This is a genomic window from Dermacoccus sp. PE3, assembly GCF_001021715.1.
GTDB classification, from domain to species: Bacteria; Actinomycetota; Actinomycetes; order Actinomycetales; family Dermatophilaceae; genus Dermacoccus; species Dermacoccus abyssi.
Genome location: NZ_LDCM01000003.1, coordinates 288,512 through 311,441 on the forward strand (window position 1 = coordinate 288,512; position 22,930 = coordinate 311,441).

Sequence of the window (22,930 nt, forward strand, 5' to 3'; positions counted from 1 at the left end):
GGACTCAGGCGCTGGATCTTGTGAGGGCGGCGTCGAGGTCACGCCACAGGTCGTCGACGTCCTCGACACCGACGGAGAGCCGCAGGAGGTTTTCCGGCACGCTCTCGGGCTCGAGGGCGTGGCGACGGCGGCGCTCCAGCATCGACTCGACGCCGCCCAGGCTCGTTGCGGGCAGCCACACGTCGACGGCGTCCTCGACGGCGCTCGCTGCCGACTGGCCGCCGTCCACCTCGACGGCGATCATGGCTCCGGTGCCGGGGTAGCGGACACGGACGACGTTCGGGTGCTGCTCCAGGCGCGCGGCCAGTTCGGCCGCGTTCGCGCAGGCCCGCTCCCAGCGCAGATGGAGCGTGCGCATGCCCCGCAGCGCGAGCCACGTCTCGGACGGCCCGGGGATCGCGCCACCGAGGGTGCGCGCCGTGAGCAGTCGTTCGGCGAGTGAGGAATCGTTCGTCACCGCCGCGCCGAGGAGGACATCGCTGTGTCCGGCGAGGTACTTCGTCACCGAGTGGACGACGACGTCGACCCCGTCGTCGAGCGGACGGCGGCCGAGCGGGGTGTTGAACGTGTTGTCCTCGACGACGAGAGCGCCCGCGGCGTGCGCGCACCTCGTCACGGCGGCGACGTCGCAGGTCTCGAGCGTCGGGTTCGCGGGGGACTCGATCCACACGACGTCGACGCCGTCCGTCAGGGCTCGTTCCACGGCCGAGGTGTCGGACAGATCGATGCGGACGAGGCGAGCGCGACCGCTTGCAACCCACGTCTCGAGCAGCCCTGAGGTGCCGTTGTAGAAGTGGCGCGGCGCGAGCACCGTTCCGCCGTGCGGCAGGAGGGACAGTGTGGCGCTGATGGCGCCCATCCCGCTGGCGAACGCGAGCGCGCGAGTGGAGTCGTCACCCTCGAGCGCTGCGAGCGTCGTCTCGAAGGCGCTCCAGGTCGGGTTGCCGACGCGCGCGTAGTTGACGTCGCCGCCCGCGACGTACGTCGACGTCATCGCCAGTTCGGGACTCACCGAGGCGCCGGGGGAGCGTGGGGGGCGGCCCGAACCGACGAGGCGGGTCGCAGGTGCGAGGGGTCGAGAAAAATCGCCTGTCATGACGTCGAGCCTGGCACGGCTCGTCGGTGAGAGGTTCGCAGGTTGCGGCATGTGGACGGCTAGAGTGACAGACGATGAGCACTTCCCAGACCCGCACCCGCGTCGCCGTCGTCTTCGGTGGACGCTCCTCCGAACACGCCATCTCGTGTGCCACGGCCGCAGGTGTCCTCGCGGCGATCGATCGCGACCGCTACGAGGTCGTGCCGATCGGCATCACGAAGACCGGTCAGTGGGTCCTCATGCCCGACGACGTCGAGGCGCTCGCCATCAAGGACAAGCAGCTTCCGGAGGTGAAGAGCGGCTCCGGCAAGGAGGTGCTCGTCGCGCCGTCGCCGGAGCAGCACGACATCCTTGTGCTCGAGCCGGGCGAGACCCCCGAGGCGCTCACCTCGGTCGACGTCGTCCTGCCGTTGCTGCACGGCCCGTTCGGTGAGGACGGCACCCTGCAGGGGCTGCTCGAACTGGCCGACCTGCACTACGTCGGCTCCGGCGTGACGGCGTCGGCCGTCATGATGGACAAGCACATGATGAAGGTCGTCTTCGCGGCCGCCGGTCTGCCGGTCGGGCCGTACACCGTCATCACCGACAAGGAGTGGCGCCGCGACAAGGCCGCAGCCATGGACGCCGTCGCGTCGCTGGGTTGGCCGGTCTTCGTCAAGCCCGCGCGTGCGGGCTCGTCGGTCGGAATCTCGAAGGTGAACGGCCCGGACGAGCTCGAGGCGGCCATCGAGATGGCACGCCGGAGCGACCCGAAGGTCGTCGTCGAGGCGGGCATCGTCGGCCGCGAGGTCGAGTGCGGCGTGCTCGAAGGCCACGGCAGCGACCTGCCGCGAGCGTCTGAACTCGGTGAGATCGAGGAGATCGGCGCGCACGACTTCTACGACTTCGAGGCCAAGTACCTCAACGACGACGGGCTGCGCCTGTCGTGCCCGGCCGACGTCCCGGCCGACGACGCCGCCCGCATCAAGGAACTGTCGATCACAGCGTTCGACGCCGCCGGTTGCGAGGGTCTCGCGCGCGTCGACTGGTTCTACACGCCCGAGGGCACGCTGTACCTCAACGAGATCAACACGCTGCCGGGCTTCACGCCGGTCTCGATGTTCCCGCAGGTGTGGAACGCCAGTGGTCTCGGCTACACCGAGCTCATCACCGACCTCATCGAGTTGGCGCGCGAGCGCCGCACAGGGCTGCGCTGACGTCGGCTGAGCCTCGAAACCCGCAGAAGATCGCCTAGGAGCAGCGCCGCTCGCCCTGGGCGATCTTCTTCGCTGCGGGCGCGAAAGCCGCGAGCGTGGAGGCATCGGCCTTCGACTCCTTCGGCACGAGCACCTCGATGGCCGGTTCTCGGCCGTAGGTGGTGTAGCGACGCCCGTCCGACAGGTCGGACTGCACCCAGTCGACGCCGTTCGCCTCGAAGCACGTCTCCGTGGTGGGTCCGGGAGGGGTGAGGCCACAGCGCGCGATGACGGACGACTCGGGCCGTTCGCCCCAGGCGCGCACCGCGTCGGACGGCGTGGTGACGGGGTACGGCTCGAAACCGGCCACCTTCGCCGGCCAGGCGCTCGAGGCCGCCTTGCACTGCGGGGTGTCCGCGCGATCCGCGGGCTTGGCCTCCACCGGAGGTAGCGAGCACGCGGCGAGCGCCCACACGGCTGACGAACCGGCGACGAAGAGGCTGAAGGAACGGAGCGTCGTCATGGTGGACAACGCTACCGGCGGTGGCTGCGCGCTGCCTGATGCGGCGCGGATGCGGTCTGTTCCGGCCTGCTTGAATGGGGCCGTGACGAACGTGTGGACGCCGAGAGTGGGCGGCGACGCCCCGACCGTCGACGACGTCGGTGAATTGGGCGTGCTGAGGTCCGTCCTCGCCGTGGTCGAACCCGCGGCGGCCGATGTCGGGCCCGGTGACGACGCCGCCGTCCTCACAACGAGCACTGGCCGCACCGTCGTGACGACCGATTCCATGGTGCTCGGCCTCGACTGGCGTGACGACTGGTCGTCGCCCCAGGACGTCGGGGTCAAGGTCATCGCGCAGAACCTCGCCGACGTCGTTGCGATGGGCGCGCGTCCGACCGGCGTCGTTGTCGCCCTCGCTGCCGAGGGGGCCACTCGAGTCGACTGGCTCGTCGACCTCACGCGCGGTATGGCCGACGAACTGCGGCGTGCCGGGGTCGGTTCGTTCGGCGGCGACCTCTCGGGAGCGCCCGACGGCACGGTCGCCATCGCGGTCACGGCCCTCGGTGATCTGCCCGCGGGGCGCGAGCCGCTGCTGCGTGCCAACGCGCGAGTGGGGGAGTCGATCATCGTCTCCGACGTCCTCGGGCGAAGTCACGCCGGTCTGCTCGTATTGCTCGGTGAAGTCGCGCCCTCGGAAAGAGCCGGGACAGCGACTCAGGAATGCGTGGGGTGGCATCGTGCCCCGCGCCCGCGATACGCGGGTGACGAAGCTGCTGCTGCGGGGGTGCGCTGCGCGATGGACGTTTCCGACGGTCTGATGCTCGACGCCGCACGGATCGCGCGGGCGTCGAGCGTGCGCCTCGCCTTCGACGGTGACGCGCTCCGTGCGATGGCGCGCCCCCTCGAACCGGTGGTGGGGGATCGGGCACTCGAGTGTGCGCTCTCCGGCGGTGAGGAACACGCCCTGCTCGCGACAAGCCCGGAGGGGCGCGTTCCGGCAGGATGGCACGTCGTCGGCCGTGTCGAGGACGGCCAGGGCGTGACGCTCGACGGCGAGCCGGCGCAGACGGAGGGCTGGACGCACTTCGGCGCTCGCTGACGAGCGAACTGCTCCGATTGTTGCGAACGTATTGCAATCCTCTGTGATGAGCCCGTCTGCATGGCTCTGAAGGGGGCCGTGGGCTACCGTCAGGCGGTCAAACAGAATCTTCAGACCGGGAGCCAGCCTTGCTGCCTATGGATACCTCCGCACTGCGTCTCGACGCAGGGCCGGTCGACTACGTGCTCATCGCGTTGTACTTCGTCTTCGTTCTCGGCATCGGCCTGTTGGCCCGCCGTCAGGTGAGTTCGAGCATCGACTTCTTCATGTCCGGCCGATCGTTGCCCGCCTGGGTCACCGGCCTCGCCTTCATCTCGGCCAACCTCGGTGCCGTCGAGATCATGGGTATGTCCGCGTCCGGTGCCCAGATGGGTATGCCGACGTTCCACTACTACTGGATCGGCGCGATCCCGGCCATGCTGTTCCTGGCCATCGTGATGATGCCGTTCTACTACGGCTCGGGCGTGCGCTCGGTGCCGGAGTTCATGAAGCGCCGCTTCGGTACCGGCGCCCACCTCGTCAACGCGATCTCGTTCGCGCTCGCGCAGGTGCTCATCGCCGGTGTGAACCTCTACCTGCTGGCGAAGATCGTCAACATGCTGCTCGGCTGGGACATGACCGTCTCGACGATCGTCGCCGCCGTCATCGTCCTCAGCTACATCACCCTCGGTGGCCTCTCCGCTGCCATCTACAACGAGGTGCTGCAGTTCTTCGTCATCGTCGCCGCACTGCTGCCGCTGACGCTCGCCGCCCTGCACAAGGTCGGCGGCTGGGGCGGCCTGCAGGACAAGATGCAGGCCGCAGGTACCGACGGCGAACTCGCCTCGTGGCCGGGTAACTCCCTGACCGGCTTCACGAGCTCGGTCTGGTCCGTCATCGGCATCGTGTTCGGTCTCGGCTTCGTGCTCTCCTTCGGTTACTGGACGACGAACTTCGTCGAGGTTCAGCGCGTCATGGCCTCCAAGGACATGAACTCGGCTCGCCGTGCTCCGATCATCGGCACGTTCCCGAAGATGTTCATCCCGTTCATCATCATCATCCCCGGCATCATCGCCGGTGTGCTCGTGCCGGAGATCGCCAAGGCCAAGGCCTCGGGTGGCAGCGCCGACTACAACAACGCGCTGCTGTACCTCATGAGTGATCTGCTGCCGAACGGTCTGCTCGGCGTGGCCATCGCCGGTATGCTCGCCGCCTTCATGGCAGGTATGGCCGCCAACATCTCGGCGTTCAACACGGTCTTCAGCTACGACATCTGGCAGGAGTACGTCGTCAAGGAGCGTGACGACGCGTACTACATCCGCATCGGCCGCATCATGACGGTCGTCGCCACGGTGGTCGCGATCTTCACCTCGTTCCTCGCCGCCAGCTACGAGAACGCGATGAGCTACCTGCAGACGCTCTTCGGCTTCTTCAACGCGCCGCTGTTCGCCACGTTCATCCTCGGTATGTTCTGGAAGCGCATGACGGCCACGGCCGGTTGGGCCGGTCTCGTCTCCGGTACCGTCGGCGCGGTCATCGTCGCGGTGCTCTCCGAGGACGCTCTCGGCGGGCTGTCCGTCGGCGTCATCCCGATCGGTGGCCAGGGCGCCTCGTTCGTGGCTGCCGGTACGGCGTTCGTCGTCGACGTCCTCGTCAGCTACGTCGTGAGCCTCGCGACGCAGCCGAAGCCGGCGGAGTCGCTGCGCGGCCTCGTCTACAGCGAGACGCCGAAGGAGGACTTCGAGGAGGACACCACCACGAGCTGGTGGCAGTCGCCGACGAAGCTCGCCGGAATCTCGCTGGCCCTCGTCATCCTGCTCAACATCGTCTTCCACTGAGGGGTTGAACCATGAGTACTCCCACGAACGACAAGGCCGGAGCAGGCACCGCGAAGGCGGCCAACTCCGCGCGTCACCGCGCGGGCCTGTTCGACATCCGCAACATCATCGGTGCCCTCATGGGCATCTACGGCGTCATCCTCGTCGGGATGAGCTTCACGACGAGCGAGGCCGACCGGGCCAAGGCCGACGGCGCGAACCTCAACCTGTGGACCGGCGTCGGTCTGCTCGTCCTGGCGGCAGCGCTCATCGGCTGGGCAGTCACTCGCCCGATCGTCGTCGATGAGCGTCAGCTCGCCGAGGACAAGGCCGCCGCGGAGCACGAGCAGCCCAGCGCCCACTGAGGTACTGACTGCGAACGACTGAGCCGGGCGTCCCCCTGAAGGGGGCGCCCGGCTCACGCGTACCCACCGATGGTGAGCGGTTACCGCGGGAGGGATGCCGCGTTTTCACGGCAACATCGTGAAGGCGGGCAACAAAAAACCCGGCCGGAGCCGGGTTTCTTGACGCAAGTGCTGAGATCAGCGCTTGACCTTACCTGCCTTGAGGCAGGAGGTGCAGACGTTGAGACGCTTCGGGGTCACGCCAGCCTCGCCGACCATCGCGCGAACGCGCTGGATGTTCGGGTTCCAACGACGCTTGGTGCGGCGGTTGGAGTGCGAGATGTTGTGACCGAAGCCCGGTCCCTTGCCGCAGACGTCGCAGGTGGCAGCCACGGTTTCTCCTGAAGTCGATGAACGTTCTTGGGTTTCGCCCCGGCAGGCACGTCAGGACGACGGGCGACACGGAGGCAACCTGGGAAGCATAGCCGAGGCCCACCGGGCGGAGCAAAACGAGGCGAGTGGGTCCCTTCGGGCGCACGCGCGGGGCGTCAGCCGTCAGGTGGGCAGCGATTCACCCACGATTCCATTGTCGGTGCCTTGTGCCAGAGTAGGGGCGAACGAGCGGTTCGTGGGTGCCTCAGCCCACGCGTCGCCCGTGAGTCACGGATGAGCGAGGACGGAGGAGCGCCATGACGACGACGCTCACGTTGGCCTCCCTCGCCCGCGTCCTCGTCGCGGCCCGAGCAGAGCTTGCCGCGTCGGAGACGATCCTCAACTCCCTCAACGTCTACCCGGTGCCCGACGGCGACACGGGCACGAACATGCGCGCCACCCTCGAGGCCGGCCTTCGCGCAGTCGAAGAACTCGATCCGGGTGCGCGCACCGCTCGCTCCGACCTGCGCCAGGTGCTCGGTGCCATCACGCGTGAGGCTCAGGGCAACTCGGGGGTCATCCTCTCGGGGTACGTGCGGGGGTTCGTCGGAGCGCTCGGAGCGTTGCCCGTCGACCCCGACGGCGTGGACGAGGCCGTTGCCCTCGGGCTGGACGGCGACGCTCTCGCGCGGGCCCTGCACTCCGGCGCATCCTCGGCGAGAGGAGCCGTCGACAACCCCGTCGAGGGAACCATGCTCAGCGTCGCCGAAGCGGCGGCCGTCGCGGCGAGCCACGCTCGTTCCGAGGCCGTGCACTCCGGCGAGACGCCCCAGGTCGACGACGTGGCGCAGGCGGCGTTCGACGGCGCGAAGCTCGCCCTGTCCCGATCTCCGCAACAACTCGCCGTCCTCGCCGAGGCGGGGGTCGTCGACGCCGGCGGAGCCGGCCTCGCCATCGTGCTCGAGTGCCTCAGCCGTGTTGCGAGCGGACGCCACGGGCTTCCTCGTGCCAGCGAACGCTCCTGGCTGCCCCGCGCCGAGGCGCGAAGCGTCCGTTCGGAGGGCGGCTGTCAGGTGACGAGCGACGGTCCGGCCTTCGAAGTCATGGGCGTGATCGAGGGGCTCACGGACGAGGTGGCCGCCTCGTTGCGCTCGCGCCTCACCGAGGTCGGTGACAGCGTCGTCGTCGCCGGTGGAGACGGTATCCACCGCCTCCACGTGCACACCGACCTTCCGCTCGTCGCGGTCTCCCATGCCCGTGACGCGGGGTCCGTGAACAACATCGCGGTCACGCGCTTCGCCGGCGGCCTCGACACAGTCAGCGACGTCGTCGTCGTTGCCCAGGACGAGGCCGTGCAGCGCTATGCGCGCAGCCTCGGGGCCGCCGTCAGCGAGCGCATCGCCGAACCGGACAACCGGTCGACTCTCGTCCTCGCCGACCGGGGAACTCCCGGTGACGGAGCCCGCAGTCACAGTCTCGTCACACTGCTCGCGGGCCTTGACGCCGTTGCCACGGGCTTCGATGCCGATGAGGAGATCGAGGTACTGCAGGCGGGCACGTGGCGTGCCGCGCGAGATCTTGTGCGCAGCCATTTCGAGGGAGCCGAGGTCGTCACCGCCTGCATCGCGCCGGACGCCGAACCGGCCGCGGCAGAGCAGTTCGTCACCTTCCTGGAAGCCGAGGCCGAACGCGTCGGAGCGGAGCTCGACCTCCTGCGTCTGCGATCGGGCTTCCTCGTCCAACTCGGAGTGATCCATGAGTGAGGTAACGCTCGAGACACCGCTCGTCAAGGTGCTCGGCACGAGCGCGAAGAAACTCGCGAAGGCGCGCAACCTCGAGACGGTCGGCGACCTCCTTCACTACTTCCCGCGCCGCTACATCGACGCCCACGCCGGCAGCAGCTTCTCGGAGTTCGAACTCGGCGAGCACGTCGTTCTCACCGCCGAGGTGGCGGAGATGACGCAGCGGCGCATGAAGAACCGGCGCGGTTCCATGGCCAACGCCGTCATCGTCGACGACGCGGGCCAGCGCGCGCTCGTCACGTTCTTCAGTGCGCACCCGCACTACGGCATTCTTCGGCCGGGTAAGAGAGCCCTCTTCAGCGGTCAGCTGGGGCTATACGGAAAGCAATTGCAGCTCACCCACCCGCAGTACTCGCTCATGGACGACGCTGACATGAGCATCTACGAGAACGGCCTCGTGCCGGTCTACAAACAGGTCGAGAAGATCACGAACCTCAGTCTGACGCTGTCGATCAAGCAGGTGCTCGACGCGGTCGGCACCTTGCCCGACCCGCTCGACGACGACCTGCGTGAGCGCATGGGCGTGCCCGATCTCACGCGTGCCATGCGCGCCGCGCACCTGCCGCGCACCATGGCGGACGTGGGCGCGGCGAAGAAGCGTTTCCGCTTCGACGAGGCGTTCATCACTCAACTCGTGCTCGCGCAGCGCCGGGCCAAGGCTCGCTCGGTACCCGCGACGCCTCGCGTCCCGCGCCCGGACGGTCTGCTCGCGCGCTTCGACCGCGCTCTCCCGTTCGAGCTGACGTCGGGGCAGGTCGAGGTCGGTGCCGCCATCGCCGACGACCTCGCGCGTGAGGTGCCCATGCACCGACTGCTCCAGGGTGAGGTCGGCTCGGGTAAGACGATCGTGGCGCTGCGGGCGATGCTCGCCGTCGTCGACTCCGGCGCACAGGCAGCCCTCCTCGCGCCCACGGAGGTGCTCGCGGCGCAACACGCCACGTCGATGCGCGCCATGCTGGGCGACCTCGCGCAACGCGGGCAACTCGGCGGGGACGCCGACGGCACGCGCGTCACGCTCCTCACGGGATCGATGTCGACCTCGGCGCGCTCGCAGGCACTGCTCGACATCGTATCCGGCGAGGCCGGCATCGTCATCGGAACCCATGCCCTGCTGCAGAAGCACGTAGATTTTGCCGATCTCGGGCTCGTGGTGGTGGACGAGCAGCATCGTTTCGGAGTCGAGCAGCGTTCCGCGCTGAACTCGAAGGCAGCCACGCCGCCGCACGTGCTCGTCATGACGGCGACGCCGATACCCCGCACCGTGGCGATGACGGCGTTCGGCGACCTCGACGTCTCTACCCTGCGGCAACTGCCGCGGGGGAGGGCACCCATCGTCAGCCACGTCGTGCAGGCGCAGAACCCGGCGTGGATGAACCGCGTGTGGGAGCGCATCGCCGAGGAGTGCCGCGCAGGCCGACAGGTCTACGTCGTCGCCGGTCGGATCGGTGACGCGCAGGACGGCTCCGGGGCAATGCTCGTCGACCCGGGCACGCCTGCCGATGACGGTGAGGCGCTACGTCCGGTCGGTGTCGTGGAGCTCATCGAGCAGATGCGTCACCTGCCGGCACTCGGAGGCGTCTCGATCGATCTCATGCACGGCCGGTTGCCGGCCGACGAGAAGGACACCGTCATGCGGCGATTCGCCGGGGGAGAGGTCGACGTTCTCGTGGCCACCACCGTCATCGAGGTGGGGGTCGACGTGCCCAACGCCTCGATGATCGTCATCGTCGACGCCGATCGCTTCGGCCTGTCCCAGCTGCACCAGCTCCGCGGCCGCGTGGGCCGAGGGGAGCACGGCGGTCTGTGCCTGCTCGTCACACGCTCCGAGTCCCCGGAGGCCCTCGAACGCCTCGGCCGCGTCGCGGGGACGACCGACGGATTCGCCATCGCCGACCTGGATCTAGAATTACGACGAGAGGGTGACGTGCTCGGCGCCGCGCAGAGTGGTCGCCGTACGTCCCTCGACTGGTTGGAACTGACAAAGGCGTCAGATCTCGAGGTCATCGCCAAGGCCCGCGACGAAGCCGTAGCGCTCGTCGAACAAGACCCGACGATGGCCGATCACCCCCTGCTGGCCCAGGCTGCGCGCGAGCGTGTCGACGACCAACAGGCCGAGTTCCTGGAGAGAGGCTAATGACGCGCATCATCGCCGGAAAAGCAGGCGGCAGGCGGCTCGACACGCCAGCGGGCGTGGGCACGAGGCCCACCGCGGATCGTGTGCGTGAAGCACTCTTCTCACGACTTGAGCACCTCGGCGCCATGCTCGGAGCCGACGTCCTCGACCTCTACGCAGGATCGGGCGCCCTCGGACTCGAGGCCTTCAGTCGTGGTGCCGCGTCCGTCACCCTCGTCGAGGCCAACCGCAGCGTCGCCACCGTCATCCGCACCAACGTGCGCAACCTCGGTTTCTCGCCGGTACGCGTCGTGACGCAGGCCGTCGAGCGATTCCTCGACCAGCCCGCCACTGTGCAGGCCGCCCTGGTCCTCATGGACCCGCCGTACTCGGTCAGTGAGGAGCAGCTGCGTCAGGCCATCAACTCGCTCGTCGAGGGCGGCTGGCTCGCACCGCGCGCCCTGGTCGTCATCGAGCGTTCGTCGCGCTCGCCCGAACCCACGTGGCACGAGCGGCTCGCACCGTGGGAGCCGCGCGTCTACGGCGAGACGACGATGTGGTTCGCCGAGTTCAGCGAAGGCCCTGACCCTGACGACGTCGACGCCGTCGTCGCCACGCTGGACGAAGTCGTTCCCGCGGCCGCGACCGAGGAGAAGTGATGACACGCTGTGTCTGCCCCGGATCGTTCGATCCCTTGACCCTCGGCCACCTCGACGTTGTCGAGCGCAGCGCGCGCCTGTTCGACGAGGTCGTGGTTGCCGTCCTCTACAACCCGGACAAGCAGGGCACGTTCACGGCCGACGAACGCGTCGGCCTCATCGAGAAGTCGGTCGCGCACCTAGCCAACGTGCGCGCCGAGGCTTTCGCGGATGAACTGCTCGTCGAGGTCTGTGCGCGCCTCGAGGCGCCGATCGTCGTCAAGGGCCTGCGGGGTGAGACCGACTTCAGCTACGAGTTGCCGATGGCCACGATGAACCGTTCGCTCTCGGGGCTCGAGACGCTGTTCCTGCCGGGAAACCCCGGCATGGATCACCTGTCGAGCTCGCTTATCAAGCAGGTGGCCACACTCGGGGGAGACATCTCCGGCATGGTTCCCGAGGCCGTTCACGGCCCGCTTCTCGAGCGACTCGGCGTCGCCGGCTGAGGTCGGCCGGACGATTTGGGTGGGCGTCACGCGCTGGCGTAGACTTGCACGTCGGCCCACGCCATCGCTGTGGCCGAAGCGATCGAAGACACGACTCACGAAGACGGCAGGGTAATGAACCAGGTTGATTCGCGCCGACCTCTGGTGATTGACACCAGGGAACTCGGTCGCCGACCCGGTAATTCTCTGCGTCTGCATCGTGATGTCGCGACTCCGGCCGACTTCGGCACCGACGTCATCGGCATCGAGGAAGGTCAGCCCATGGGGCTCGACCTGCGTCTCGAAGCCGTGATGGAGGGCGTCCTCATCACCGGTGAGGTCGAAGCGACGGCGACCGGCGCCTGCGTGCGGTGCCTGGACGACGTCAGCATTCCTGTTGACGTTCACTTTCAGGAACTGTTCGCTTACGCCGAGCGTGCCGCGCACCACCGTGAGGTGGCCGGCGGCGATGACGAGGACGAACTGCCCGAGCTCGACGGCGACGACGCCGATATCGAGCCCGTGCTGAGGGATGCGGTAGTGCCTTCACTGCCGTTCCAACCGGTGTGTCGCGAGGACTGCCCCGGGTTGTGTGCCGAATGCGGCGCCCGGCTCGCGGACGATCCTGACCACCACCACGAAGCTATCGACCCCCGCTGGTCGGCACTGGCCAACCTGGCCGACGCCGATCCGGCACACGACGAGAAGAGGAACTGACGTGGCTGTCCCCAAGCGGAAGATGTCGCGCGCCAACACCCGCTCGCGCCGAGCCAACTGGAAGGCGACGCCGGTCGCTCTGCAGGCGTGCCCGTCGTGTGGCGCGAACAAGCAGGCGCACATGGCGTGCCCGTCGTGCGGCACGTACAACGGCCGTCACTACGGCGCCGCGGAGCGCACCGAGCACCAGGCCTGACCGGCCTCACTCGCCAGACCGTGGGCAAGAAAAGCTCGAAGCGGTCGGCGGCTGACGCTACGCAGCGGCCCGTCGGCGATCTGGCCCGAGAACTCAGTGAGATCTCGGGTACGGACGTCGATGAGCCGCTGCTTCGTCGTGCCCTGACCCATCGCTCGTTCGCGTACGAGAACGGCGGAATCCCGCACAACGAACGCCAGGAGTTCCTCGGCGACGCCGTGCTGGGTCTCGTCGTCACCGAGACGCTCTTCGGCGACCACCCCGACGCTCCCGAGGGGCAGTTGGCCAAGCAGCGGGCCGCCGTCGTCAATTCGCGGGCCCTCGCCGAGGTGGCGCGTGAGCTCGACCTCGGCGATTATCTGCTGCTCGGACGCGGTGAACTCGCCACGGGCGGCCGGACGAAGGACTCGATCCTCGCCGACACGACAGAGGCCGTCATCGGCACTGTGTTCCTGTGTGGCGGCATCGAGGCCGGACGGCGGATCGTGCATCACCTCATCGACCCGTTGATGTCACGGACGGCCAGCCTCGGCGCGGCGCTCGACTGGAAGACGTCGTTGCAGGAGGCCACTGCGGCCGCCGGCCTCGGCGCGCCCGCGTACGTCGTCGAGGGCGAAGGCCCCGATCACGACAAGGTGTTCACCGCGAAGGTCGTCGTCGACGAGCGGGTGCTCGGCATCGGCACCGGGCGGAACAAGAAGAGCGCAGAGATGCTCGCCGCCGAGAACGCATGGGTGAGCCTGCGCGAGGAGGCGGCGAAGAACTCCGGCGTCACGACGGCAGAGGCGGTAGCCGACGCCGAATCGGACGTCTCGCCGCGTTCCGATGCCTGAGCTCCCCGAAGTCGAAGTCGTACGTCGAGGCCTGGCCGACCACGTGGTCGGCCAGGCCTTCGTCACGTCTCGGGTCACCGGAGCACGGGTCGCGCGCCGGCACGTGCCGGGCCCGGATCACCTGGCCGACGTCCTGCGCGGACGCCGTGTGGAGTCGGCCGAGCGGCGCGGCAAGTACCTGTGGCTGACGTTCGCGGGGGAGGGCGACGCCCTCGTCGTCCACCTCGGCATGAGTGGTCAGGTTCTCGTCGAGGCGGCGGATGCGCCGATGGAGAAGCACGCGCACGCCGTGTTCGACCTCGACGGCGACGCATCTGACGCTGCGCCGATGCAGATGCGCTTCGTCGACCAGCGAACCTTCGGTGGGCTCTATCTCGACGAGATGACGATGGCGCACGGACGTGAGGTGCCGAGCACAATCGCGCACATCGCACCAGATCCGCTCGAGGACGCCTTCGACGCCGAAGCGGTCGCGCGTCTCATGCGACGCAAGGACGTCGCCGTCAAGCGCATGCTTCTCGACCAGGGTGTGGTGAGCGGTATCGGCAACATCTATGCCGACGAAGCGCTGTGGCGCTCGGGCGTTCACGGCAGGCGGCTGGGCTCGAAGGTGACGAAACGTCAGATGGTCGACCTGTTGACGGCAGCGCAGGGCGTCATGCGCGAAGCGCTCGCCCAAGGGGGCACGAGCTTCGATGCGCTGTACGTCAATGTGAACGGCGCGAGCGGCTACTTCGACCGCTCCCTCGACGCCTACGGCCAGCAGGGCAAGCCGTGCCGGCGGTGCGGAACGCTCATCGCGCGCGAGCAGTTCATGAACCGCTCGTCACACTTCTGCCCGACCTGTCAGAAGCCGCCCCGCTGATCCCCGCGGACGCGGGGTGTAGCGGTCTGCCTCGACGGAGGGGCAGGGGTCAGTGAGCCGTTCGTGAACGGAACCAGCAGCACGCGTGCTTGCGCCGGAAACGTCCCGCCCGAGCGTCGTTGCGGGGGACGTGGAGAGTTCGGGCCGCTCGGGGAAGGACACAGGCGGCGCCTCGCCGCGTGAAGGCCCCAACTCGTGGCGAGCAACACGGCGGCCACCGACGTCGATGCTGCGAGAGCGAGGAATGTGACGAGGAGCGATTCTGCGTGCTCGGGGTGCCAGCCGGGGATGACCGAGCGCCCGAATGCGGCCTCGAGGGCACGGTGAATGCCGACAATCACGAGGATGGGGCCGGCGAGAACAAGTGTGAGCGCGGGCATCGTCGATCCGATGCAGTGGAGCCCACACGAAACTTGCCGCAGCGCGCCGCTGAGCAGCAGGCGGGGCCGCAACGAGTCATTATTGGGCATGCGTCCAATCACGGATTGGATTGTGGCGCAAGCCACCTCATTATGGCCAGCACCTTGGATTTGACCGGAGGAGGAGTCGTTTTCCGTCGACTTGGTCGCGTTCTCGTCCTGACAACGTCTGCGGGTGGCGGAGGCTGTCGTCGCTCTCCACTACCGTTGGATCGTGATCGAACTGCGAACGCCCCGTGAACTCGACGAGATGAAGCCTGCCGGTCGGCTCGTCGCCTCCGTCCTCACCGCTCTGCGTGAGGCCGCGGACGTGGGCGTCAATCTGCTCGAGCTCGACGCGCTCGCTCACCGCATGATCAAGGATGCCGGAGCCGAGTCGTGCTATATCGACTATCACCCGAGTTTCGGCGCGAGCCCCTTCGGCAAGGTGTTGTGCACGAGCGTCAACGACGCGGTTCTTCACGGACTGCCGCACGACTACACCCTCGCCGACGGCGACCTCCTTTCGGTCGACTTCGCAGCCTCGTTGGACGGCTGGGTGAGTGATTCCGCGCTCTCGGTCGTTGTGGGCACGCCGCGCGACGAAGATCTGCGTCTCATCGAGACGACTGAGCGCGCCCTTGCCGCCGGCATCGAACAGGCCCGCCCCGGCGGCAAGCTCGGTGACATCTCGGCTGCCATTGCGGACGTGTGTCACGGTGCGGGATACCGCGTCAACACGCAGTTCGGTGGCCACGGCGTCGGCCGCACCATGCACGGCGAGCCGCACGTGCCCAACGACGGGCGGGCGGGGCGTGGGCTCAAGCTGCGAGAGGGTCTCGTCATCGCCATTGAGCCGTGGCTCATGGCCGGCACCGATCAACTCGTTCAGGATGCCGACGGCTGGACGTTGCGCAGCGTCGACGGCTCCCGCGGCGCTCACAGCGAGCACACCGTCGCCGTGACGGGCGATGGCCCGCTCGTGCTCACGGCTCGTTCGTGAGGTAGCCGCTTGTACGTCAAGTCGTTGACCCTGCGCGGGTTCAAGTCGTTCGCCTCGGCAACCGACCTCGTCCTCGAGCCGGGCATCACCTGCATCGTCGGCCCGAACGGATCGGGCAAGAGCAACGTCGTCGACGCTCTCGCCTGGGTCATGGGCGAGGGAAGTGCGCGCAGCTTGCGCGGCGGCAAGATGGACGACGTCATCTTCGCGGGAACCTCCGGGCGTCAGCCGCTCGGGCGTGCCCAGGTGACGATGACGATCGACAACTCCGACGGCGCGTTGCCCATCGACTACACCGAGGTGACGATCAGCCGCACGATGTTCCGTGGCGGCGGCTCGGAGTACGCGATCAACCGCACGCCTTGCCGGCTCCTCGACATCCAGGAGCTCCTCTCGGATTCGGGTATCGGCCGCGAGATGCACGTCATCGTCGGCCAGGGCCAGCTCGACGCCGTCCTGCGAGCCACACCGGAGGAGCGCCGCGGCTTCATCGAGGAGGCTGCCGGCGTCCTCAAGCACCGCCGCCGCAAGGAGAAGGCGCTGCGCAAGCTCGAGGGGATGGAGGGAAACCTCACCCGCGTCGCCGATCTGACGGCCGAGGTGCGTCGTCAACTCGGGCCGCTCGGACGACAAGCGGAGACGGCGCGTCGGGCACGGTCTATCCAGATGACGGTGCGCGACGCTCGCCTTCGCCTCTTGGCGGACGATCTCGTCCAGCAGCGTGCGGGTCTCGAGGCCGACCTCGCCGACGAGAAGGCACTCGTCGAACGTCGCACGCGTCTCGAGGCTTCCGTGGCCGAGGCGAAACGCGCTGTCTCCGAACTCGAGGACGACGCTGCCCGCAAGGCTCCCGCACTCGACGCGCTCCAGCAGCAGTGGTACTCCCTCACCTCCCTTGCGGAGAAGCTCGATGCGACCGCCCGTTTGGCGAGCGAGCGCGTACGCCTCATGGCGGCCGACGACGAACCGTCGCACTCGGGTCGCGACCCCGAGCAGCTGCGACGGCAGGCCGAGCGTGTGCGAGGGGAGGAGCTCGAACTCCAGGTTCAGGCCGACGAAGCGCAGAAGGCCGTCGACGAGGCAGTCCGCTCCCGCGAGGAAGCCGAGCGGGCCCACCAGGGGGAGCAGCAGCGGATTGTGCGCCTCGCGCGCGCAGCCGCCGACCGTCGAGAGGGCCTGGCCAAGCTTCACGGTCAAGTAGAGGCTCGACGTTCTCGCGTCGAGGCGGGTGAGGCCGAGATCGGTCGATTGCGCGGCACTCTGGGCGGATCGTCGGAGCGCGTCGACGAAGCACGACGTGAGGTCGAAACTCTGCAGGCACGCCTCGCGGAGCTCGAGTCGGGCGAGGAGGCCCTCAACGCGGCGGCCGAGGAAGCCACGTCGCGACTGGCGGAGCTCGACGAGCGACGCCGCGAACTGCGTGACGCGCGCAACACCGCGTCGCAACGAAGTGGCGCCGCCTCAGCCCGTGCCGAGGCGCTCGAGATGTCCCTGGGTTCGGCCGGGGCGTCCCGTGAGAACCTCCCCGACGACGTCGCCGGCCTCGGCGGTGAACTCGTCGAAGCCTTACGGGTCGAACCGGGCCACGAGGCGGCCGTCTCCGTCGCGCTCGGGTGGGCGGCTGAATCGTTCGTCATCGCGTCGCACGAGGACGCCGCGCGTCTCCTCGGGCATCTGCGTGATCACGAGGGGGGTCGGGTCGGCCTCGTCGTCGCCGGAGCGAGCGCCCCCGACTCCGGCGCCTGGCCGGAACTGCCCGACGGCGCGGTCTGGGTACGTGACGTGATGACCGTGCCGGACCACCTCGCGGCCGCCGTCGCCGTCCTCGTCGACAGGCTCGCGCTCGTCCCCGACACTGAGGCGGCACTTGCCGTCGTGGCGAGCGGCGCGCGTGCGGTCACTGCGGACGGCGACGTCTATGCACCGACCTTCGTGCGCGGAGGGGGGCGTCCGGGGCGTTCAGCGCTCGAACTGCGCGCTGCATTGGACGACGCGCGGCGTGACAGCCAGGCACAAGCAGAGCGCGAACGTGACCTCGCCACGGAACTGGACGAGATCGCCGGGCCGCTTCGTGAGGCACAAGCGGCCGCCGACGCGACGGCGGACCGGCTCTCCGAGAGCGACGCCGAGATCGACTCGACCGCAGAGCAGCTGGCGCGTCATCACCAGACGATCGCCGCAGCCGATCACGAGCGAGAGCGTATCCGTAGTTCCATCGAGCAGGCTCGCGTGGCGCTCGAAGCGAACCGCGGCGAACTCGAAGAACTCGAGCTACGGCTTGCTCACGCCCAGGAAGAGCCGAGCGACGAGGAACCGTCGGTGGCCGAACGAGACCGCCTGGCGGCGCTCGCAGCATCCGCCCGAACGGCGGAGACCGAACACCGGTTGACGCTGCGCACCCGCCAGGAACGGGCACGGGCGCTCTCGGGTCGGGCGGAGTCGCTCGAAGCGGCCGCACGATCTGAGCTCGCGGCGCGCGAGCGGGCCGAGGTGAGGCGACGCAGGCGCGAGGAATCTGCGCGCGTGGCACGGACGGTGAGCTCGCACGCCGAGTCGGCCTCGGCCGACGTCCGTCGCGCCCTCGAACGGCTCGTGCACTTGCGTGACGCCGAGGCGCAGGCCAAGGGAGAACGCGAGGCGCAACTCAAGGCCGCCCGCCAGCGGGCTCAGGAGCAGGCGGACGCCCTGCGGGAGGTCACCGACTCGGTGCACCGCGACGAGGTGGCCCGTGCGCAGCAGGGACTGCGCATCGAGGCGCTCGAAACGAGAGCTGGCGACGAACTCGGCATCGACCCGGACGTGCTCGTCGAGGAGTACGGGCCGCATCAGCTTGTCCCGCACCTCGAACCAGTCGCCGAGGGGGAGGAGACGCCGGAGCCGGTGCCCTTCGAGCGAAACGTGCAGGAGAAGCGACTCCAGCGGGCCGAGCGCGACCTCAAGCAGTTGGGGAAGGTCAACCCGCTCGCGCTCGAGGAGTACGTCGCGCTCGAGGAGCGCCACACCTTTCTCACCGAGCAGCTCGCCGACCTGCGCGGTTCGAAGAAGGACCTGATGTCCATCGTGGACGAGGTCGATGCACGCGTCGAGCAGGTCTTCACCGAAGCCTTCCACGACGTGGCACGCGAGTTCGAAGGCGTCTTCTCGCGGCTGTTCCCGGGCGGCGAGGGGAGACTTGTCCTCACCGACCCGGACGACATGCTGACCACCGGCCTCGACGTCGAGGCCCGCCCGCCGGGCAAGAAGATCAAGCGCTTGTCGCTGCTGTCCGGTGGAGAGCGTTCGCTCGTGGCGGTGGCGTTGCTCGTGTCGATCTTCAAGGCGCGACCGAGCCCCTTCTACATCATGGACGAGGTAGAGGCCGCGCTCGATGACGCGAACCTCGGGCGACTCATCACCCTGTTCGAAGAGCTGCGCGACTCGAGCCAACTCATCGTCATCACGCACCAGAAGCGGACGATGGAGGTCGCGGACGCGCTCTACGGTGTGACGATGCGTGGCGACGGCGTGACGACCGTGGTCTCCCAGCGGCTGGGCGACGTCCGTGTTCCGTAGGAGAACGCGTGACAGCGCCTGAGCCGTCCGCGTGGCAACTGGCAATCGGTGAGTGCGCCGGTCACAATCGTGAGGCACCCCGCACACATGAGGAGACACGGTGTTCTGGCTCGTTCTTGGTATGACGCTTGCCGTCGCGCTCGCCCTCTTCGTCGTGGGCATCGTGGCGCTGCCGGCCCGCCGTGCGGGGCGGAGCATGTTCACGCCGCGCGGTGAACGTCTCTTCCGGCTCTCCGACGACGCGCCGGTCGGCCGGAGTCGAGGCCCCGTGAAGCGTGCGGCCGGCGAGGCCGGCGCGACCAAGAAGCCCGCGAAGTCCGGCGAGAGTGCTTCGGCCGGGGTGGCACGTTCCGAGCGTGCACGCCGACCCGAACGCTGAGTGAGCCGCTGCCTCCCGATGGCCGGTTCTCGGTGAGGTTTGCAATGATGGGGCCGTGGATCAGCTCTGGGAAATTCTTGCTGTCGTAGTCGTTGCCCTGCTCGCCGGGGTGGCGGGCGTCGTCGGTCTCGTCCGCGGTCGTTCGCGCAAGGCGCCGAAGGTGCCGCCGAAGACCGAGCAGACGCCGATCGAGCGGCCGGTCGCCAAGAAAACGCAGTACAAGCCGAGCAGCGGCATGCGGATCGACACGTCGAAGACGGCCGAACCCGCACCGGCGAAGAACCAGGCGCCGAAGCCCGAAAACGCAACGCATGCTCCTACCGCAACCGATACGGCCGACGTCGCAGAGCCGACGAAGCCGGCGGAAGCCGCACCCGCCACGGGTGAGACGGTCGATGAGGACCGCCCGCTCACCGAGGCGGAAGCCACGCAGACCAACCCGTTCGACGTCGAGGCCGACGAGGAAGCCGCGAGCTCGACGGCGGCCGAGACCCGTGAACTCGAGAAGCCCGAATCCGCCCGTGGTCGCATGGTGCGCCTGCGTGAGCGCCTCTCCCGTTCGAACACGGCCCTCGGCAAGGGCCTCCTCGGCCTGCTCTCCGGCGGGACGCTGGACGACGAGGCCTGGGAGGACGTCGAGGACACGCTGCTTCGTGCCGACCTGGGTGTCGAGGCGACGACGGAGATCGTCGACAACCTCAAGAAGCGCATCTCCGTGCACGGTGCCACCGACGAGGAGACCGTCTCGCAGTGGCTCCACGAGGAACTGCTCGCGCAGGTGGGCCCCGACATGGACCGTCGTATCGCGGCCAGCCGCGTCGGAGACCGCCCCGCGGTCGTGCTCGTCGTCGGCGTCAACGGCACAGGCAAGACGACCACGGTCGGCAAGCTCGCGCGTGTTCTCGTCGCCGAGGACAAGGACGTCATTCTCGGTGCCGCTGACACCTTCCGCGCCGCCGCTGCCGACCAGCTCGAGACCTGGGGTGGGCGCGTGGGCGTTCCCACGGTCCGTTCGGACAAGGAAGGCGCCGACCCGGCCGCCGTCGCGTTCGACGCCGTGAAGGCCGGCCAGGAGGGGGAGTGCGACGTCGTGCTCATCGACACCGCCGGCCGCCTGCACAACAAGGTCGGCCTCATGGACGAGCTGACGAAGGTCAAGCGCGTCGTCGAGAAGCGCAGCCCCATCGACGAGGTGCTCCTCGTCCTCGACGCGACGACGGGTCAGAACGGCATGCGTCAGGCCGAGGTCTTCGGTCAGGCCGTCGACGTCACCGGCGTCGTGCTGACGAAGCTCGACGGCACGGCCAAGGGCGGCATCGTCGTCAACGTCCAGCGTGCGCTGGGCGTGCCGGTCAAGCTCGTCGGTCTCGGTGAGGGCCCTGACGACCTGGCGCCCTTCGACCCGGAGGCGTACGTCAACGCGGTGCTCGACTGAGCAGGCCGGTCTCGAGCCCCGCAGCGCCCACCCGCAGTCACGGCCGGTGGGCGCTCGTGCGTCCACGCTTCGACACGAAACGTCTCGCATGGCGTGCATACCCTGAGGATGTGACCGCGATTTCACGTCAGCGCCGCATCCGAAACATGGGCGAAACATCGCGAGCCGCATGCTGAAACGTGGCGAGGGCAGGATCACTGAGCATGAACGCACACCTTCTGGCGGCAGAGGCCGCCCCCAAACTCGACTATGCGGCCACCGCGTTCGTCCTCTTGTGCGCATCGCTCGTGCTCATGATGACGCCCGCGCTGGCGTTGTTCTACGGCGGGATGACGCGCTCCAAGTCGGTGCTCAACATGATGATGATGTCGTTCGGCGCCCTCGGCGTCGTCGGCATCATCTATGTGCTCTACGGCTACTCGATGTCGTTCGGCACCCACGACATCGCCGGGCTGATCGCGAACCCGGGTGACAAGTTCGGTCTGCACAACGTCGCCGACGTGTTCAACTCGTTCGGGTACGAGGGCTACGGAAACATCCCCGAGCTCGCGTTCGTGGGCTTCCAGCTCACCTTCGCGGGCCTGACGGTCGCGCTCATCTCCGGCGCCATCGCCGACCGTGTGAAGTTCTCGACGTGGCTCGTCTTCTCCGCGATCTGGGCGACGATCGTGTACTTCCCGATCGCGCACATGGTGTGGGGCGGCGGGTTACTCGGCGGCACCGACCAGGGCGTCGCCGCGACGATGTTCGGTTCGACCGACGGCAAGGCCACGTTCGCACCGATCGACTTCGCGGGCGGCACCGTCGTCCACATCAACGCAGGCATGGCGGGCCTCGTCCTCGCCCTCATCGTCGGGCGCCGCGCCGGTTTCGGCCGCGTGCCCATGCGCCCCCACAACGTGCCGCTGACCATGCTCGGCGCCGGTCTGCTCTGGTTCGGCTGGTTCGGGTTCAACGCGGGTTCCGAGCTCGCCGCAGACGGTTCGGCCGCCCTCGTGTGGGTCAACACGACCGCCGCGACGTGTGCGGCGATGATCGGTTGGCTCGCCGTCGAGAAGATCAAGGACGGTGAGGCGACGTCCATCGGTGCCGCCTCCGGCGTCGTCGCCGGTCTCGTCGCGATCACCCCCGCCTGTGGTGCGCTCAGCCCCGTCGGCTCGCTCATCCTCGGCGCGGTCGCCGGCATCCTCAGCGCCCTGGCCGTCAGCCTGAAGTTCAAGTTCAACCTGGACGACTCGCTCGACGTCGTCGGCGTCCACCTCGTCTCCGGCCTGTGGGGCACGATCGGCGCCGGCCTGCTGTCGACGACGAACGGCCTGCTCTACGGCAAGGGCTACGAGCAGACGGTCGTGCAGATCGTCATCGCGCTCGGTTGCCTCGCGTTCACGGGCGTGCTCACCGCCGTCATCGGTCTCGCCCTCAAGGCGACGATGGGCTGGCGCATCGACCACGACGACGAGCTCGCGGGCATCGACTCCGCCGAGCACGCCGAATCCGCCTACGATTTCGGTGGGTTCGCCTCCGGCACCCGCGTCGGCCACGGCCTGCTGCCGTCCGGCCACGGCCCCCTCGGTGGCAGCACCACCGGCGCAGAACACAACGACCCGCGAGGAGTGCAGGCATGAAACTCGTCACCGCCATCATCAAGCCGTTCAAGCTCGACGACGTCAAGGAAGCCCTCGAGGCCTATGGCATCGCCGGGATGACGGTGAGCGAGGTCAGCGGCTACGGCCGCCAGCGCGGCCACAGCGAGGTTTACCGCGGCGCCGAGTACAGCGTCGACTTCGTGCCGAAGCTGCGCATCGAGGTCGTCATCGACGGCGCCGACGCGCCCGCCGTCGTCGACGCCGTCGTGCGTGCCGCGCAGACGGGACGCATCGGCGACGGCAAGGTGTGGACCGTTCCCGTCGACGACATCGTGCGCGTGCGCACCGGCGAGACCGGCGCTGCCGCGGTCTGAGCGCCCCTGGGACGTGAGCCTCGCCGACGTGGCGCACGAGTCCTCGTGGCCCGAGTGCCGACGGTGGCGGTCGGCCGCCCCGGTTCGGTCGAGACCCTGACGAACGCCGTCGCCGCGTGAGCATCGCCGGCCCGGCGTTCGTCGGCGTTCGTCCCGCTTCATGAGGCGCA

The 22,930-nt window shown here is 68.5% G+C and carries 21 protein-coding genes; 18 read left to right on the top strand and 3 right to left on the bottom strand.

Annotation, left to right across the window (positions count from 1 at the left end; genetic code table 11):
- Positions 1-4: 4 nt before the first annotated feature.
- The gene (locus AA983_RS09225; RefSeq protein ID WP_369798783.1) at positions 5-1,147 is read right to left on the bottom strand and encodes a PLP-dependent aspartate aminotransferase family protein; all 1,143 of its coding nucleotides are present in this window, start codon (positions 1,145-1,147) and stop codon (positions 5-7) included.
- Positions 1,148-1,170: 23 nt separating this feature from the next.
- On the opposite strand from AA983_RS09225, the gene AA983_RS09230 reads away from it, so the two are divergent.
- The gene (locus AA983_RS09230; protein WP_047311954.1) at positions 1,171-2,292 is read left to right on the top strand and encodes a D-alanine--D-alanine ligase family protein; all 1,122 of its coding nucleotides are present in this window, start codon (positions 1,171-1,173) and stop codon (positions 2,290-2,292) included.
- Positions 2,293-2,326: 34 nt separating this feature from the next.
- On the opposite strand, the gene AA983_RS15660 is transcribed toward AA983_RS09230, so the two are convergent.
- Entirely contained in the window at positions 2,327-2,794 is a 468-nt protein-coding gene (locus AA983_RS15660; RefSeq protein ID WP_047311955.1) for a DUF3515 domain-containing protein, read from the bottom strand.
- Between the two features lie 82 nt (positions 2,795-2,876).
- Here AA983_RS15660 and thiL point away from each other — a divergent pair, with 82 nt between their 5' ends.
- The 3 genes from thiL (at position 2,877) to AA983_RS09250 (ending at position 6,033) form a co-directional block, all read left to right on the top strand.
- Positions 2,877-3,872 (top strand): thiamine-phosphate kinase, encoded by a 996-nt coding sequence (gene thiL / locus AA983_RS09240; RefSeq protein ID WP_047311956.1) that lies wholly within the window; start codon positions 2,877-2,879, stop codon positions 3,870-3,872.
- A 137-nt stretch (positions 3,873-4,009) separates the two neighbouring features.
- Complete coding sequence (locus AA983_RS09245) at positions 4,010-5,689, top strand: sodium:solute symporter family protein (protein ID WP_047311957.1); 1,680 nt, start codon at positions 4,010-4,012, stop codon at positions 5,687-5,689.
- 11 nt (positions 5,690-5,700) lie between these two features.
- Positions 5,701-6,033 carry a hypothetical protein gene (locus tag AA983_RS09250; protein WP_197078996.1) on the top strand — a complete coding sequence of 111 codons (333 nt, stop codon included), beginning with the start codon at positions 5,701-5,703 and terminating at the stop codon, positions 6,031-6,033.
- Between the two features lie 177 nt (positions 6,034-6,210).
- Here the strand turns inward: AA983_RS09250 and rpmB are convergent, their stop codons facing one another.
- On the bottom strand, positions 6,211-6,405 hold the full coding sequence (rpmB, locus tag AA983_RS09255; RefSeq protein WP_047311958.1) for a 50S ribosomal protein L28: 195 nt from the start codon (positions 6,403-6,405) through the stop codon (positions 6,211-6,213).
- A gap of 296 nt (positions 6,406-6,701) precedes the next feature.
- Here rpmB and AA983_RS14905 point away from each other — a divergent pair, with 296 nt between their 5' ends.
- The 14 genes from AA983_RS14905 to AA983_RS09325 all read left to right on the top strand — a co-directional run bounded on the left by AA983_RS14905 (position 6,702) and on the right by AA983_RS09325 (position 22,760).
- Positions 6,702-8,147 (top strand): DAK2 domain-containing protein, encoded by a 1,446-nt coding sequence (locus AA983_RS14905; protein WP_052947045.1) that lies wholly within the window; start codon positions 6,702-6,704, stop codon positions 8,145-8,147.
- A complete protein-coding gene (locus AA983_RS09265; protein ID WP_047311959.1) occupies positions 8,140-10,320 on the top strand; it encodes an ATP-dependent DNA helicase RecG in 2,181 nt (726 codons plus the stop codon). The genes AA983_RS14905 and AA983_RS09265 overlap by 8 nt, the downstream gene beginning before the upstream one ends.
- Positions 10,320-10,958, top strand: coding sequence for a 16S rRNA (guanine(966)-N(2))-methyltransferase RsmD (rsmD, locus tag AA983_RS09270; RefSeq protein WP_047311960.1), 639 nt, complete (start codon positions 10,320-10,322; stop codon positions 10,956-10,958). Before AA983_RS09265 ends, rsmD begins: the two co-directional genes overlap by 1 nt.
- The gene (gene coaD / locus AA983_RS09275; RefSeq protein WP_047311961.1) at positions 10,958-11,443 is read left to right on the top strand and encodes a pantetheine-phosphate adenylyltransferase; all 486 of its coding nucleotides are present in this window, start codon (positions 10,958-10,960) and stop codon (positions 11,441-11,443) included. The genes rsmD and coaD overlap by 1 nt, the downstream gene beginning before the upstream one ends.
- A 114-nt stretch (positions 11,444-11,557) precedes the next feature.
- The gene (locus tag AA983_RS09280) at positions 11,558-12,139 is read left to right on the top strand and encodes a DUF177 domain-containing protein (RefSeq protein ID WP_047311962.1); all 582 of its coding nucleotides are present in this window, start codon (positions 11,558-11,560) and stop codon (positions 12,137-12,139) included.
- A gap of 1 nt (position 12,140) precedes the next feature.
- The gene (rpmF, locus tag AA983_RS09285) at positions 12,141-12,335 is read left to right on the top strand and encodes a 50S ribosomal protein L32 (RefSeq protein WP_047311963.1); all 195 of its coding nucleotides are present in this window, start codon (positions 12,141-12,143) and stop codon (positions 12,333-12,335) included.
- Between the two features lie 20 nt (positions 12,336-12,355).
- Positions 12,356-13,168 carry a ribonuclease III gene (gene rnc, locus AA983_RS09290; RefSeq protein WP_047311964.1) on the top strand — a complete coding sequence of 271 codons (813 nt, stop codon included), beginning with the start codon at positions 12,356-12,358 and terminating at the stop codon, positions 13,166-13,168.
- Positions 13,161-14,033, top strand: coding sequence for a bifunctional DNA-formamidopyrimidine glycosylase/DNA-(apurinic or apyrimidinic site) lyase (mutM, locus tag AA983_RS09295; protein ID WP_047311965.1), 873 nt, complete (start codon positions 13,161-13,163; stop codon positions 14,031-14,033). The genes rnc and mutM overlap by 8 nt, the downstream gene beginning before the upstream one ends.
- Before the next feature lie 633 nt (positions 14,034-14,666).
- Complete coding sequence (gene map / locus AA983_RS09300; protein WP_047312201.1) at positions 14,667-15,434, top strand: type I methionyl aminopeptidase; 768 nt, start codon at positions 14,667-14,669, stop codon at positions 15,432-15,434.
- Positions 15,435-15,443: 9 nt separating this feature from the next.
- Positions 15,444-18,986, top strand: coding sequence for a chromosome segregation protein SMC (smc, locus tag AA983_RS09305; protein ID WP_047311966.1), 3,543 nt, complete (start codon positions 15,444-15,446; stop codon positions 18,984-18,986).
- A 100-nt stretch (positions 18,987-19,086) separates the two neighbouring features.
- Positions 19,087-19,365, top strand: coding sequence for a hypothetical protein (locus AA983_RS09310; RefSeq protein WP_129665195.1), 279 nt, complete (start codon positions 19,087-19,089; stop codon positions 19,363-19,365).
- A 55-nt stretch (positions 19,366-19,420) separates the two neighbouring features.
- On the top strand, positions 19,421-20,800 hold the full coding sequence (gene ftsY / locus AA983_RS09315) for a signal recognition particle-docking protein FtsY (protein ID WP_047311968.1): 1,380 nt from the start codon (positions 19,421-19,423) through the stop codon (positions 20,798-20,800).
- 203 nt (positions 20,801-21,003) lie between these two features.
- Positions 21,004-22,425 carry an ammonium transporter gene (locus AA983_RS09320; RefSeq protein ID WP_047311969.1) on the top strand — a complete coding sequence of 474 codons (1,422 nt, stop codon included), beginning with the start codon at positions 21,004-21,006 and terminating at the stop codon, positions 22,423-22,425.
- Entirely contained in the window at positions 22,422-22,760 is a 339-nt protein-coding gene (locus AA983_RS09325; RefSeq protein WP_047311970.1) for a P-II family nitrogen regulator, read from the top strand. Before AA983_RS09320 ends, AA983_RS09325 begins: the two co-directional genes overlap by 4 nt.
- Positions 22,761-22,930: the final 170 nt, after the last annotated feature.